Origin of the sequence: Fibrobacter sp. UWB12, from assembly GCF_900142485.1 — a bacterium.
Lineage (GTDB): Bacteria > Fibrobacterota > Fibrobacteria > Fibrobacterales > Fibrobacteraceae > Fibrobacter.
This window is the reverse complement of the sequence record NZ_FRAZ01000003.1, coordinates 304,077-320,771: the sequence shown is the minus strand read 5'-3', so window position 1 is coordinate 320,771 and position 16,695 is coordinate 304,077. Positions and strand designations below refer to the sequence as shown.

Here is a 16,695-nt window from a genome sequence, read left to right as displayed (position 1 = left end):
AGGGAGAATTGGTAGTCAAGAGGGCGCAATTTCGAGGAAAAAGCACCCTCATACCACCGAAAAAAGGCACATTTAGAGAGTTATACTGCAGAAAAGTGCTTATAATTCTCTAAATGTCTTGTTTTTGAGGACATTTAGAGAATTATAGAACAATCCTTCTATTTTAAAGCTTTACTTTACCGCATTTATCGTATCGCCACCATGCTTAGTAACACGGGGGCGGATCGATATTTTCACGGGCCTTTGCGTAAATGCCCTATCCGTAGCTTTATTTGCCCACAAATATGCTTCACCAGATGAGAGTGAAGACATCGCTGCAGGCGTCAATGTTTGTAAAGCCGTAATCGCCTTTTGGACATGTTTTACCCACGCAGGCGAACTAAACTTGTGCATTATCACAATAGAACTAAGTTCAATAATTTCACTTGGCAAACTCATCGGATCTTGGCTAGCAATCATAATGGACACACCTTTATGTCTCATTTCACGAATTGCAGTAGTAATAGAGGCGACAAGGTCCTTGTCATTCATGTATTTATGGGCTTCATCAAAAACAATGAATTTGTTAAACTGTTTACCATCAACGGCCTTGACACTTGCAAATATATTGAGCATCACAACGAATAATCCTAGCGCTTCATTCTTCTCAATGAATTCATCACGCAGATCCACAATAATCAAGCGACCAGGACGCATATATTGTTTAAGCAAACTATCGTTCAAAATATAGTCTTCGGCAAACTTCAGTTTTTGCAAAGCCAAATTCTTCTGAGAACTTGACAGGAATGCGTTCTGATTAACGCCCATCCTAATGTTTGTTAGCGTCATATCATGGCGACATGCCTTCATTATCTGCTTTAGTTCTTTCACATATGTGGACTCGTTGCCCATTGCTCCAAGCAGGAACATCCAATCAGCGACATTCAATTCCGAGGCAGCAAACCCAATTGGCGCAATTTCTATGTCAGGGTATTCGCTCTTTCTTTTTTCGACTTGGCTTTCAGGCGTAAGAAGTATTACATCTTTTACAGATCCTGCTTCGGCACCATATTCTTGTTTTAAGCGTGCAAGTTGTCTTGCATCATCATTTGGATAAACCATCGATGTAAATTCCGGAGCATAATCCATACTTTCACTATAATGGAATATAACGCTCGCAAGAGGCGCCGGAAGTTTATTTACTTTACTGAACTGTTTCAATGTCATTTCTGCAACAGTTCCAATTGTATAACTTTTTCCTGCACCCTGAACACCAAATAAACTGACAGTATTGCATTCATTCAAGTCAATACCAACCAGCCTTTTATTGTCTATCGTTTTTCCGAGTATCCCAAATTGCGGCGAAAAATCAGTTTTTCCAATCAAAACATCGCATACAGGTAGTTCATAACAGGCATCTTCTGCTTCCTGTTTTTCCACACCATTATTTTCATCTGATTTTGGTGCTGTTTCTACAATGGGGATCTGTCCTGATGCAGAAATTTCTGATGTCGGTACAGAAACGTCTGGAACTGTTACAGGTTTGTCCTCAACCACCTCCGAACGCTTCTCCGCCGTCTCTGGCAACACTTCTGATGTTGAAGAAACTGCCGCTTCTGACGAATTTGCAGTAGAAACTATATTCTCAATATTTTCAGTCTCTTCGAATTCTGGTTCAACAGGCGTTTCTGCAGGTAAATCACCGCCATCTCGCAAAGTTCTAATCCGTACAATATTTTCTTTACGATTCGGTTCAAACGCATCACAGAATTCCTTATCGTTATCAAGTTGCTTCAATCGTTCTGTATTCAGTGTTGCATTGTCGCCCAGAATTTCTCCAATAACAGATTCGCCCATCGTAAAAATGCAACTATCGCCTTCAAAACATTTCTTTTGACGTTCATGTTGGCTAAAGTTATATATCACACCAATTTGCTTGAACTTTAGGTTATAATCCAACTTTTCCAATTCTGACAAGAATACCAAATATTCTTCAGCAACAATCGGGTCTAATTGTGCATAGCGCTGAGACCTCTTGATATAGAAACTCAACAAATCAACTAATTCCAAAATCTGGAGTTCTCTATCCAATCTCTCTGGACTGCCATCTAACGGTTTACCAAATCGTTGTTGCAAAGCAGACACAGTATTGATAAGTTGAGCCTGTATTTTACATTTCAAGTCATTTTCTTCGCTTTCACTCAGAGATTTTCTGCACTTTATTTCAACAACGGTAAATACAATTTCCTTGGATTCAACATCAATATTTACAAGCAAATTGTCAGCACGTTCACGATCGCCCGTATCAAGATCCGCAAACAGTTCTTGATGCAAATCGATAGGGATAATAAAAGCCTCGTTTAACAAACCTTTCTTCTTCAGGAACCGCTTTGTCAGGGTCGTCCCTAAAACTTCAAAAGCCTTATTTTTCGTCGTTCCTGCTTGCATTATGAGAGAACTGCTAACAGTTCTTACATCTTCAAGTAATTCCAAGAACTGTTCATTGCCAGACAAATCAATTCCATACTCGCTAAACATTGGCTTCATTAGCCCCTCAATTTCACTTGTGGGCTTAGAAGTCAAGAAAGCTGATGTTCCTGCGGATTCTTGTCCTGGAATATAGTCCAGCAAATAAGGAATCTTTTGATTTTCTCCCGAATTTGCCGGAAGGTCGAAGAATTCAGGTCCCATGTTCTTATCGAATGTCACCACCCAATCAGAAACATCGTGAACCAAATTAAGGAGAACACGGTCGGATTCCTTCAAAACTAATGTTGTCGTAGGCAACGAACTGTCTATGGTATTAGACATTATCTTACCCACCAAATTTTGAATATTTTTCAACAAATCAACTTCTGTGTTAGCAAATTCCTCTACAGGATTCGGCAAGATTTTTTCAGATATATAGCGATACCATGTAGAATCGTTTCCATTTTCTTCATAAGATATAACGCTACGGCAAATTAAGGAATTCAAGTAGAACGATCTATCCAGTTTATTGGGCCGCACCAAAGAAGATTGTATCTGGAACGGATTTATCAAGAATGAAATATGAGCTTGATAATGGTTCGGGTCTTGAATAAATTGCTGCGTATCATTCAAGGAAAATCGTATTTTCGGAAAAAGTCGATTACGCGACGCTTGCGAAAAGGCCTCCGCACCTTCAGCAACATTGGACTCGGGATTTATAAGTTCTCGAAGAGCACTTCCGGATTTTATTAAATTCGACTCTGAAAAAATTCTTATTTCATAAGTCAATGCGGAGTTTTTCAATTCAATTGACTTCAAGGCATTTACAAAAGAAATCGCATCACCCGCATTGAACAAGTTCAGAACTAATTTTTTCGCATAAGGATGCGATTTGGCAAATCGGTTGATGTATTTTTCCACCAATTCAGCACTAACATCGCTGTCAATAATCTTATCGCTGGAGATATTGAGCAAGGACGATGTATAAGCCTTTATTTGCCTTGCATCAGAAGACAAAGACTTATCCTTGCTTATTGCGGGGCGAGAATAAATTCCCCATCCAAATGTTATTTCACCAATATATTGATACGGGTCTTGCAACTTTTCATCAGCCAAGATTAATGGAGCTACATCCATTTTCAGTTTGCCATAGAAAAGCTGGTCCAGCTTTTTTGTCCAAGATTTCCGGTATGCATCAAACTCTTTTGTACTGTTTTCCCAATTTTGGAACAAACCCCATAGATTTACCATCCAACCCAAACGAAGTGGATGCAAAGGCGAAATAAGGCAAACATCGGTGTAAGTCCCGTTAGGAAGTTCCACCTCCAATTTAACCATATCAATAAACTGAACGGCAACAGAGTCACTTTCCGAAAGATTCTGAGCCGACAAATCAGCCAACCAGGAATTATATTCCGCCAAATAATTTATAATCAAGTCTTGGTTATTTGCAATATCAAATGTTTCAAGCAAGCCAGAATCTTCTTTTGCCGACTGCGAAATAACCTCAAACAATTCAGACCTTAATTTTTTTAATTCGACTGGAATTTTATCTTGAGACAAAGCGCTAAATCGTAAACTTTGCAAATTTACATCAGTTATATTCGCACCGACTGTAGCATTGATATATCCAAATGTATCTCGATTTTTTAAGAAGGATGTTTCTAGGGCAATAAGTTTCTTTGGCAACTGTATTTGGAACGCAAATTTAGACGACAAATCAAACTGGAAAATGTCATTCAAGGAACCATGCTGCCAACCATTTTTGGGTTCATCGTATTCATCCAGTTCAATTTCTTTATCACTCACTAACAGCGATACTCGTTGACGGATGAACCCCTGCAAAAATGTATTGACCTTCGCTCTTTTTTCAACTTCTTCAGACTCTTCAAGTTCGTCAGAAGATACGGCATTGTTTATTGTAAACACAACGGTTTCATTACAATAGGCAGCCTGATTATCCAATCGAAATTGTTCTTTGGACTTTTCCGGATTTTCAGCCTTTTCTTCCTCCCATTTACTTTGTTTTTCTTCGTCCTTAAAATCATTGTCAACATTAAGCACAACATCATTTTCGTCAATAGCATTGACACGAAGCATGTAATCGCCAGATTCGTACGCTTCATTTTCGATATTGACAGACATTTTTCGTTTAGCACTTTTTCTGTTGGCTCCAAGTTTCGCTTTTTTAAGCGTATCCACCAACGTAAAGTCTTCTCGCCTTATCAAGCATATCTCAAACGCCATAATGTCTGGGTTTTGTGCTGGAGCCGGATCAACAACAACTGTAAAAGAGATTTTCCCTTTTTTCTTTCCATCCTTAATATTCAGCACCAAATTTCCAGAGGGATCTTTTATTAATTCCTCGCCATCTTTTTTACCAGGTGTCAGGTCAGCATAGACTTTAACATTTTTCTTGTTTACAGCAACAGTGAGATAGCTTTTCCATCTGGAGAAATTAAGCTTAGGATATTTCTCATAAATTCTTTTGCAAAGTTCAATGCTATCACGAACATCTTTTTCTTTTGTCAAGAAATCAATAACTTCGTTTTGTATAGAATCTGGGCTTAAAGGAAGTTTATTGACACGATCCAGCTCTGTTAAAGAAAAATCACAAAGCAGAGATGTGCACATCTCAAAATTCAACTTGAAATAACGTTTCAGGTCCTGTTCATTTTTCGCCAAATCTGAATCGGGAATCATCCCCATAAATTGGAGACCATCTCCCCACGATTCCAAAGAATAATTTTCAGCATCAACAAAAAGCAAATAGTTTACTAGATTGCTCAAATCATCCGATGCAAATAGTTTAAACTCTGCAAATGCGTTATAAAATATCTGGAAGAGATGCGATTTATCTTGAGGAATTTTCGCAAGCAAAAAGTCAAAAAAATCTTTCTGCAAATCCGACACAGACAATTCCTGAAATGCTGCACCATAGGAATCTTCGGCAGATGTCGAACTATCCGACGGAATCAAGGCAAGAATTGCATCAGGACATTCATTTCTGAGTTCAATCAATTTCGAAGCATGAACATAATCATCACCCGAAAGTGAATCCGAAAGAATAAACGTCTTAACGGAGGGGTTTATCTCTCGCAAAGGCGTAATCAGCCGCTGAAGTTTGCCAAGCGACAAACCTGTAATTTTCATTCGGTGTCCCGGCTTAACTTCTTTAATAGTCTTCTCATAACGAGAAACAACGAATCTGAGAAACTTGTCGTAATACAACTCCTGAATACTCATGACAACACCTTAGTTAAAATTGTAACGGGGACGAATTTTTTGCAATAAGCAGGCATCGCTCAAATCCGTATAGAAACCGATTTGTCGCAACTTATTCTTGAACGCATCCATATTTTCCTTAAATGCCGAACATGTTTCCACATCCGCATTTATGAAACGAGTATCACCAATACCATTGATAATCAAACCATACCGAGAACGAATCTGTCGAGCCAATTCATCAATGGACAATGATCTGGATTGATATTTTCCGCCATCAACAGGTTCCAAAACCAAAATCTGAACTAAAGTTTCCAGTAATTTTGAGCCTAAGGCACCTCGTCTTGGATACTTTCTGGAACGTCCATCTGCAAGTAATTTTGAAGGAGAATTTTTCATTGTTGCGGCATCAAGGAACTCTCTTAAAAATCTGAATTGCGATTGCCCCAAGTTTGATGATTCCAACAAATAAACAAACCTATCGAATGATGATGAGTTTTCAAAATACCTAAATTGAGCTTGATAGTCATTTTTATCAAACTCTTTTTCATTATTGTCGGGAAGACCATTTAGTATTTCTTGTAGTCGATAACCAAAATATTCGTCATTTACCCCATTTTTCATTTTCATCAAGCATTCTGCAATAGACGCTTTTTTCCCATCTTTTGTAGGCATTCCTTGTATTACGTCAATTGCATAAGTAGCCCTAATATAACGTCGATAATTATTTTCATTTCTCTCAAAGTCTGATCGGGCATACTTTGAAATCTTGCTATTTAAGTTATCCGTTGCATCAACAATCATCGACCAATCATCATCAACATCGATTTTTCCCTGATCAACCATTTGAGGCAACAAATAAACCAATTTCATCGTATATAAAGCGAGATGAAATCCACAAAGAATCTTGAAGTATTCAATAAATACAGATCTGGGCAATTTTTCTTGATAAACAAGAAGACGGCGAACATCATCATTAAAGAGATCAGACTGCTTTTTTAACAAAGGTGCCGGAGTTTCTCTAGTATTGAGAGATTTAGACTCTTTCAATTCCTTAACTAGATACAAAATTCCAGTCGTGTCAACATCAAGATCTGTAAATCGCACAACCGAATTGGAACTGGCATCCCATCCTTTACTAAGATACTGCTTTAATCCGAAGAGTACTTCTGGGTTACTTTTTAACATCAAAAAAAGCTGCTCGGCGGTGTTATAATCACGACAGTACTTTAAATTTAACACCCTAAAACTTAACAGATGCATTGGTTTAAGGCTGCAAACTTTTTCTTTGACAACATTACCACGAAAAACCATTTCCAGCAAATTACTACGCAGCCAATCCTCAACGGCATCCTGATTATTTATCGCTCCTGAAACTACACCACTTTTTTCCAAAATATCAATATATTCTATCAAAGATTTAACATCATGCTCTTTTTTTACCTTTAAGGATAAATCAACGCCATTCGAATAAATGAGCATAAATAATTTTGTAAGGACTCGCTCCAAGGCGATTCTTTTAGTATTGACGGCAAAAATTTGAGGGTTTCGGAATGTCACCGTACCCATTTTCAATTTCAACATCATACTAATTATTCTCCTGCTTTAAGGATTCGAATACAATATGTTTGTTCTCGTCAAGACGAACAATTGTAAACTTCTGATTATTCTTGGTGACAATAATTTCCTTGTAAGTCTTACTCTGCAACAGATTCTTGAACACCTGCAATTCAATAAATCGCCCTTGCAAGTCGTTTACAGACGGGCTGAAACCATTCTGGATAAACTTGAGCATTTCGTACAAGTCAAGTGAAACCGTCAATTGAATATGTTTCTCAGCTTTATGCCTAAAAATAAAACTGTCACTTTCATATTCAACATATTGTGTCAAATGGTCTGTTTTATTCACATACAATTCAAATTCATCAATCGGGAATCTTCGATAACTTTTTGATATCGGATCATTCGACTGCGAACTGGCCAAAAGAAGATGAGCCTTTGACAATTCCGCATTTTCGCAACCTTCGCTAATGGAAATAGCTTTTGCTAAATTCAGTTTAGATTCTGCCAACTTATCGGCACTTTCATCACGTAGGGATTCGTAAAAATCCGTAATATAGCGATATGGCAAGCGACGTTTGAATTTGAGGTTGCCTTCAAAATATTGATGTCGAACAAAAACCTTCTGTACGCATTCAATTTCATTACGTTCATTTTCATCATCCATTTGCCAAATCGGCTTCATCCCTACCGCATTAAAGTCATCAATGAGGTTCTGTTTCCTATCACTAAACAGTAAGTAATTTTCCGAAGTTTTCTCCTTATAATACAAATCGCGGTCAACTGCAGGCCAAGCCACTTCGGCAATATCCGTTTCTCGCAGCATGCGAATTAAACGGTCATTAGAATCCAATGTCGGTAAATCAAAGGAGGCGACATTCGGCTTTATTGCCGGTGCTGTAATATTGAAATAATAGTATTGCCAATAATAGCTCCGCAATCCTTCCGTTTGCACAATATCGATAAGCTTTTTCACTTGTTCACACGAATAATCACGTGTAAGCATATAAGCAATCATTGAACGTAAATCACGCATTGTCACATGCAATTCGCGTTTATAGACTATTGTGCGTAGCAACCATTCCAGACGGTTCGTCACTTCAAGACCAACACTACTATCCCTGAAAGTGTCTGCATTATACTTGATAAAGCATTTTTCTGCAACAGGGCAACCTTCGCATTTTGTCCACAATTCGCTTGCAACCATCTTTTGAATTTGCTGGCCCAACAAACTCTGAGAATCGCCTTCTCTTGCTGTAATCGACCTCAAATTGAGATTAATTACAATTAATCCGGGAAGCAACTCTACATGGCCTTCGTTGAAGAAGAATTCCTCAATGTTTGTTTCAAACTTCTTTAATCTTGGTTGTTGGCTGAGGAAATCTACAAGCCTGCCTTCATTAATAGCAATAATGCGACCTTCCGGAGCCTTGGTATAATCATCCAAATCAAAGAACGGCTCAAAGAAAGAATTCAAAACATCATTGTTCAGCTTTGTATCTTCATCCTGTGAGCCATCATAGTTGGTTTCAAACTTCACGCCATTGATGGTGAACGTGCTGCCATTACCGACGGTTTTAGCCTGCACGGGAGCATTACGGCTTTCTATTTGCTTGATAAACGCAGTCTTACCATCACCTGCATTACCGGTAATTACAACCAGTTTGTATTTCAAGTTCGTGATATCGTCAATGAGGCGTTTATCCAACTTTGTCTCGATATAGGTCAAATCATCAAAACTATTAGTCGTTTTTGATTTGGCGACAACACCACTATTGCCATGACTACTCTGGCTATAAAGGGTATTAAGATAATCTACATAATCGGTTCTTTTGCCATCGGAATCTAAACGGATTATTTTTTCCGTTTCCTTAAGCATTCCGTTCAGCCCAATTTTTTCAAGAGCGGCAAGCATTTCCGCCGCATTCGCAAATCTTTCCGCTTTGTCAGTCTTGATAGAACGCATGACAAATGCTGCAAATTCTGGAGAAAGTCTTTCTGCATATTGCGCAATATCTGCAGGCTCTACGCCAACGATAGGCTGATTATTTTTTCCTAGCCAGGGATATGTATGAGCAATTAACTGATAAATTGATACTCCAAGAGCAAAAGTATCTGCAGAGCAATCCCAGTTGATAACAGAACTTCCCTGAATCAAGTCTGGAGCTAGATAAGGATATGTTCCTGCAAAAGCCTTATCGTCTAATTGGGATGATATGTTAAAGTCGATCAGCACATATCGAGAGGACTTATCCCAAATAATATTATTGGGCTTGACATCACGATGGTACATCGGCGGATTTTGTTCCTGCATGTACTTGAGAGCATAAAGGATTTGACGAACCATTTTATATAGTTCGTTCATGGTCATCTTCAAATCACCTTCGACAAACTTATTCAAGTTGTCGCCCTCAAGCAGCTCCATTAACGTATAGAAGAAACCCTGAGTTGTTATTCCGTTGTAAATGAACTTTACGATATTATCGTGAGACAATTTATTGAGTGTCTGGTACTCATTTATCGTTTCTTGTGCAGAAGAATCTCTGTCAAAAATTTTGATGGCGTAAAATTTGTTCTGTAACGTCTGCTTTGCCTTAAAAACACGGCCAAAACCACCTTTCCCCAGCGGTTCGTACAAGACAATCTCCGGAGTCACCTGATCACCGGGTTTCAAATCCTCAATTTTCTTTTGCGTTTGATTAGCAATGGGAGACTCGGCCTGTTTTTTGCGAATAGATTCCTGGGCAGCAGGCTTTAAGTTGATGTTGATAAACTCAATCATTTCCTCAGCGGAGGCAAAACGATTATTGACATCAACAACAACAGTCTTTCGCACCAGTTCATCGAACCATGGTGGCAATTGAGAAATTACCTTGGATGGCATCAGCGATTCATCTAGTTTTCCACCATGCACCCTGAAAGACTGTGAATCATTAAATGGCAACTTACCCGTCATCAGTTCGTAAAAGACTACTCCTAAAGAGAACAAGTCGCTAGACGCACAGACATCATTGTCATCTTGTTCAGGAGAAACATAAGGAGAGTCCTTTGTCGGCACAAGTTCGGTTGCAACGGTGTAACCCATCGTCTGATGTTCAGTAAACCACGAAAGCCTGAAATTCGCAAGTGCCGCCCCAGAATTTGTCACATAAATGTTTTCCGGGCAAACATCACGATGAAATATTCCTTCAGAATGAGCCTCTTTCAAGGCATTTGCAATATCAAGGACAATCTGGATTTTTTCCAGATCGGTCAAAGTCTTCTTTTTTATATGAGCCCGTAATGTAGATTCTTCCATATACAGGCTTTTTTCATAATAAAAACAACCGTCTTCGCTTAGAATACTTTCACACGGAATAATGTTTCCGCGGAAACCAAGTTTTTCATGAACATACTTGGCATTTTCAGCCTTTCTGCGAATAGTATCAAGTTCTTGTTTGGACTTTTCCGCGTAATCCAGCGGATACTCTCTAATTTTATACTTTCTATCTGCAAAGAACTTTGCCTTACACAAGTATTCCGTAAACGAATCTGTCTCTTGCAAAACCTCGATGATTTGATAGTCCAGAAGGACTTTTCTTCTTCGACGATATTGTGCAACCGATGCACTACCAGTTAAAAAATCGACAATGTCTTTCTGATATGCTTTTATAGCATCTGGAGCCTTACGGACTTTTGCGTTATCTTTAATAAAATCAATAAGCGGTTTTTCTAGCAAAAAAATCTGGTCATACGATTTGCTGTAATGGTCAATACCTGTTTTTGACTGACCCGGAAAACTCAGCGTTACCGCAGTCTGTACGAAGGCCCCGCCCCACAAATGGTTATGAGACCTTAACATAGAAGCCAAGATGCGTGTTTTGCGTTCTGCAGCCACAAACGGATTTTTTCGTTCGGCCCCATTTACAAACCACGCATAATCATCACCTTGAAGATTGCCACCCCAATCCTTATTTTCAATATGGTAAATGGCATGGGGAGCAACCACAATGCAATCGTATTCACTGCTAGCCACAAGACCCTGCGGATTTTTATTGGCATATTCTCCGTTAGGAACAATCCAGTAATCGGCAGGAAGATTGTTCTGCAAATAATCAATCAGGCGTTTTTCGCCTGCATTGACAAAACCATCGCTATGAACAGGGAATTTTACTTGAGCCATATAAAAACCTTTTCTAACAGAAGTTATGCTTTCCAACCATCAATTTCTTTTTCGACTAGGGAAATTGCATCTATTTCTTTCATAATCGATAGATATAATTTACTCTGAGAATCTAACACCATGTCGTTGATTTTTTTCATTACATCTATTTCTAAAACAGGCACAGGAATTTGTTCCAAAAGTTTTGGAATCGGTCTACAGAGTTTTGTCCCAGCTTGAGTACTTCTAATAAGACGGAATCCATATTCAGATGACAACCACAAATACAAATAACCTGGCGGAACAGAAAGATTTGTTTTCATTCTAATAAATTCACCAGAAACCAATTTTCCTTTCAAATATTCATTCGCATAAATACATCTACAAAACGATTCCGTTTCCGCCAAGGTTCCCACTCCAGCAATCATTATTTCATTGAGTTCAACCATTCTATCAAGTTTTACATTGCGTTTAGATATATACTTGCCCTTTATGACGGTATCAAAAATATCTTTCTGATTTATGAGCATTACACCATGACCAGATTCCAACTCAATTCGAGGAAAACTCCCTGTTGAGAACAGGCCATTTTTATCTAAGCAATCAATCAAAGGCTTTGTTTCTATAGTCTTTTTTATCCTCTTTACTAGATTACGATTACGTTGCGATAAGTTAAAAGCATTTACTGTAACCGGAGTAACAAGCTTCTTATTTATTACAAAAGATGAAACCGCTCTTTTTTCAACAGAGGGACCAAAATAGTTGTATTCATCAATGCTAATGCCATTTAATTCTGTTTTAGAAAACAAAATCTGTAAAGCTTTTTTCTGAACATCATTTGCTTCTTCGCGGAGGCGGGCACTTTCCTTAATCAAATTATCTACTTTTTCTTGAAACTTTGCAGGAAACTGTGGTATAGGCAAAGATGCAACAAAATCAGGCTCTATATGCTGAATAACCGCACCAAAGGTTCCCTGCGTCAACAAGGAATGTCCATAAGAACTCGATAGATACGCATAGACAAAACCCGCCCTGAGGATGTTATTAGGATCTATCCTAATAACATGCTCAGAAGCTAGCTTCTGAGCATGTTGCTTAGTAGCCCAGGCCGTATTACCTATAGTTCCAGAACGAGATATCAGAATCCACCCTTCTTGCAGTCGCATCTGTTCAATACACGGAGTGTATTTCTTTGACGCTAGTTTGACATTTTCAAGATTGGCCTGTAAAATATCAGAACTACTCAAAAACGGAATCCCATTTTCACGTTTTTGGACATATACACGTTTCGCTCTATTGCCGTAGAATATTTGGTTAGCAGCATCGCCAACTTTCATAATTTTGTATGGCGAAGCAGCAATCTTTCTGCGAACAACAACACCATCACTCAAATGGAAAGAGGCATCGATACGAAAGCCATTCGATTTGAATACTCGTGTTTTTATCTTGGAAATTTTCATTTATGCGCTTCCTTAAATTTTGCATACGCATTTACAACTTCAGGAAGGTCGTCATCAAGTTTTTTGATTCTTTCCTTACGCTCACGGACTACTTCTCGACCACGTTCATCATAAGTCAGCCACTTCTTTACATTGTCGAACAACAATTCCGCACCATCATCATCCCTCTTGTAAATAGGAACACCGCGACGGTCCTTGCCGACATGTTCCACAATTGCCATAAACACATCGTAATCTTCATCATTGATAGAAATCAATTGTTCCTTGGCAGTTTTCTTTTGCAAGAACAACAGCGAAGCCTGCACACCGACCTGCGGCAAGAATGTCTCCACCGGCAAATCTACAGACGCTAACAACTTGAAATGCTTCAAAATCCAAATTCGCGTTTCTTCCATATTCGGATTGCCAAGAATGCCATCCGGCAAGACAATCGCCATTTTTCCACCAGGCTTCAAGAAATTATAACAGGCTTCGATAAAAAGAACTTCAGGAGCGTTACTCCCCAATTCACGGCCTAAATAGTAACGTTCGGCGATTTCCTTATCGACTTCCACCTTGGAACCAAACGGCGGATTTGTGAAAATCATATCAAATTTACCCTGAGCGTTATCATCGGCCGTTTCAAACTTGAATTTTTTATCCTTACTTACAGCAATACTTTCGTTAACTTTTTCTGCAACCTTAGGAACATCGGGTTTTGAGCCTTTCGGATAGTCAAGAGAATTAATATTGAACACATTGGCGTGACCGTCGCCAGCCATCACCATGTTCATCCTTGCCGCCTTCTTCAAATCGGGGTCAAAGTCAAAACCGAAAATCATATTCTGCGCATATTCGCGAACTTTCTCTTCAACCTTTTCCGAATTGCATTTCGCTTCCAGGCGAACATCATCTAATTCCGGCCAAATATTTTTCGCAATCTTGTGACGAACATGATCCAGCACCATCACGATAAATCCACCCGAACCACATGCAGGGTCAAGAACGCGAGTATTTTCATCAGGGTCCAACATTTCCACCATACACTTGATAATGTTGCGTGGCGTAAAGAACTGGCCCGCTTCCTGCTTTAACGTATTCGAAACAATAGTTTCGTAAGCGGTACCCTTGACATCGACAGTTGCGTCCAAAAAAGAATACTTGGAAAGTTCCGCCGCAACAAAGGCCAAGCCACGATCAGACAAGTTGATAGACTCGTTTCCATCAAAGACATCGCTATACAAGCCATCTTCTTTCAATTTGCGGAAAATGCCTTTAATTCTATCCGCGACAGCCTTTTGCCCTTCAGGGGTATTCTGCTCCTTGACGCCCACCCAAAACTGGCGACGATAAGATTTCCCTTCACGAGCATCCGTAAAGCGTCTCTTTTCATCATAGAGTTTGCAGAATATCAAATTCAGCAATTCCCAGAAAGCAGTCTTCTTCATTCCTTCGTTACCATAGATGTAATCGTGGCAACGCTTGAAAGCCTTCACTAAAGATTCGTTGGCGGGTTTTCGCGGCATCGCGTGATCACCCGCTTTTTCCAAATCTTCCAGAGTTTGCCCTGCCGCCGGGAAATCAGAAATGTCCTCGATTTCGACTTGACCGAAAGCGTCCTCCGTCTTTGAGACAAACGCCAAATCCTCGCCATTCGTCCAGCACCCAAAGTCACAATTCGTATAGGAAAGAATATCGTCCAATACAGCATGGACTCCGGCTTTAGAATCATTCGATTTTACTTTAGCATCCTTCGCAACGACGACGGCACGAATCAAATTCGCCTGATCGTGTTCACGACCCGACTCAAAAACGGCCAAGTCAATCTTAACACGGCGTTTCTTTCCTTCATCGTTTTCAAACGCTATCTGGAAATCCCTTTGCAAATCAGACATGTCAAAGCCATATTCTTCTGACATCATCTGAATCATGTATTGCAAGTTCCGCTCTTTTTCGGTCGCCTTGACAATCTTGTTTGTCAGGATGCAAATAAGCTGGTCCTCGTTTAGAACGATTTCTTCGGTCTGTTCCGATTCAACAGATTTATTAGCCATGGGATCTCCGCTACATGTAATAGAAAATACTACGAGAATGAGGGACAACGAACTTCTTTGCAAACAAACCTAAACACGAGGCTACATAAACCTCGACCTGATATAGCAATACAAACGTCGACCCGATCATTACATTCTAAAAGCTTTCGCATAACCAATGTATTATACAAAAGCAAAAACTCTACTATAATTTAAGTAAATAATATGTCAATGTATGTCTTGTCATTATAAATGAACTTCCTCAACTATTAGAATTATCGTATTCTTCCCATAAAATCAATTTTTCTCTTGTTTTCCCGCATCCTATTTTGCTTATTCTCAATAGACAAGCTATAGTGGCAGTAACAACGCTTTACGGGAAAAACCTTTATACCGTATTTTCCCTGAACAAATCTTCCATCGTGATTTCTTGTTGTGCAACGCTGCTGTTTGCACCTTCGGCAACACCGTAGGTAGTCACCATTGTTGGTACGATAGCGTATTTGGTTTTCGTTTTAGTTCGGAAAAGTTCAGCCCTATCGCGAATGTAATCGGCGTATTCCGCCGTCATTTGATACTTGCCCATAGCGAATTTAATTTCGCACAAGTTTATCGTTCTGTCAGCCCTTGAAATAACCAAGTCAATTTGGGCTCCTTTTTCAGAATCGCTTTTCGGCACATATCTCCACGCAGACACTTCCGTCGCAACGCCAGCAATACCCAGTTTCTGCTTTATGGCATCGACATGCGTCATGCAGACAAGTTCAAAAGTCTGTCCAAGCCAAGTTTCTACGCTATGCGAGTTGAAATGTTTACTCCACCATTGTTCATCAAGAGAGTTATTCGCCTGCACATACTTGAAATAAAAGAGAGTATAAAAATCAGACAACCGGTAGATGGCGTCCTTGACCTTGTTACCAAGCTGGCTATATCGCAAAACAAAATCGCATCGTTCAAGATTCTTCAGCACGACAGTCAGTGTTTTGCCATCAAAATCGACCTCTTTGTCTATTTGGGAACGCGTCAAGCCTTCCTTATGGTTTGCCAATAATTGTGCCACCTGTACGTAGTAATCTGCATGGGCGAACAACGCGTTATACAGTTCGTCAAATTCAATTTTCAGTAGTGCGTTTTTACGGAAGAAAAGACGGTCAATGTTTTGGACAAGGCTCAAACGAGTGTCCAACAAACTCCAGTAAAACGGGACACCGCCCAAAATCATATACGCTTGGAGAATCTGGTATCTGTCCCATGCGCATTTTCTGGCACGGAGGTATTGTTCCGATTCATAAAGCGTAAAAGGGTTCAGGTAGATGCTGTTCGTAATGCGGCAATGCAACCCACCTTGGTTCTCGACGAGCTTATCAATCATCCAACTAGTTGCGCTACCCGTTGCAATAAACAATATATCTTTACGGCGTGCGGCCCAACCATTCCAAAAATTCTCGAACTCTTCAATAAAATCCGATTTTGGGGTATCTATCCAGGGCATTTCGTCAAAAAAAATGACCTTTTTATGGTCACTAGATTGAGACTCGATCCATCCAGTTAATGAATCGAACGCATCAGACCAGTCGGTAAACACAGGCAATTCCGGCAAATGCGCATAATGTTTGATGGCCTTTGCGAAATTACGCAATTGCTTTTTCACGGTTAGATTGTGACCGCCGACAAAAGAAAAGTCATATTGACGGTTGAAGAATTCTTCGACAAGGAAGGTTTTGCCTACTCGGCGACGACCATAAACAACAACAAACTCCGACTGGTCACTTTTTAGGCACCGGTCGAGCTCCCCTATTTCACGATTTCGTCCAATCAGGTTCATCGGAATCCCCCATGTTGTTTTTTT

General features: G+C 39.6%; 6 protein-coding genes. All 6 read right to left on the bottom strand.

The window, feature by feature from the left end:
• Positions 1–171 precede the first annotated feature (171 nt).
• Positions 172–5,694, bottom strand: a complete 5,523-nt coding sequence (locus BUA34_RS06150) for an ATP-binding protein (protein WP_072827853.1) — start codon at positions 5,692–5,694, stop codon at positions 172–174.
• Positions 5,695–5,703: 9 nt separating this feature from the next.
• Positions 5,704–7,260: a methylation-associated defense system protein MAD7 gene (locus BUA34_RS06145; protein WP_072827852.1), complete on the bottom strand. Its 1,557-nt coding sequence runs from the start codon at positions 7,258–7,260 to the stop codon at positions 5,704–5,706.
• 1 nt (position 7,261) lies between these two features.
• On the bottom strand, positions 7,262–11,395 hold the full coding sequence (locus BUA34_RS06140) for a methylation-associated defense system protein kinase MAD6 (RefSeq protein ID WP_072827851.1): 4,134 nt from the start codon (positions 11,393–11,395) through the stop codon (positions 7,262–7,264).
• Between the two features lie 23 nt (positions 11,396–11,418).
• A complete protein-coding gene (locus BUA34_RS06135) occupies positions 11,419–12,834 on the bottom strand; it encodes a methylation-associated defense system restriction endonuclease subunit S MAD5 (protein WP_072827850.1) in 1,416 nt (471 codons plus the stop codon).
• Entirely contained in the window at positions 12,831–14,867 is a 2,037-nt protein-coding gene (locus BUA34_RS06130) for a methylation-associated defense system DNA methyltransferase MAD2 (protein WP_072827849.1), read from the bottom strand. The genes BUA34_RS06135 and BUA34_RS06130 overlap by 4 nt, the downstream gene beginning before the upstream one ends.
• 367 nt (positions 14,868–15,234) lie before the next feature.
• A complete protein-coding gene (locus tag BUA34_RS06125) occupies positions 15,235–16,671 on the bottom strand; it encodes an AAA family ATPase (RefSeq protein ID WP_072827848.1) in 1,437 nt (478 codons plus the stop codon).
• Positions 16,672–16,695: the final 24 nt, after the last annotated feature.

Excerpts from the sequence above, each read along its gene's own strand:
- BUA34_RS06150 (WP_072827853.1), bottom strand. The coding sequence starts at position 5,694 with ATGAGTATTCAGGAGTTGTATTACGACAAGTTTCTCAGATTCGTTGTT.
- BUA34_RS06145 (WP_072827852.1), bottom strand. The coding sequence starts at position 7,260 with ATGATGTTGAAATTGAAAATGGGTACGGTGACATTCCGAAACCCTCAA.
- BUA34_RS06140 (WP_072827851.1), bottom strand. The coding sequence starts at position 11,395 with ATGGCTCAAGTAAAATTCCCTGTTCATAGCGATGGTTTTGTCAATGCA.
- BUA34_RS06135 (WP_072827850.1), bottom strand. The coding sequence starts at position 12,834 with ATGAAAATTTCCAAGATAAAAACACGAGTATTCAAATCGAATGGCTTT.
- BUA34_RS06130 (WP_072827849.1), bottom strand. The coding sequence starts at position 14,867 with ATGGCTAATAAATCTGTTGAATCGGAACAGACCGAAGAAATCGTTCTA.
- BUA34_RS06125 (WP_072827848.1), bottom strand. The coding sequence starts at position 16,671 with ATGAACCTGATTGGACGAAATCGTGAAATAGGGGAGCTCGACCGGTGC.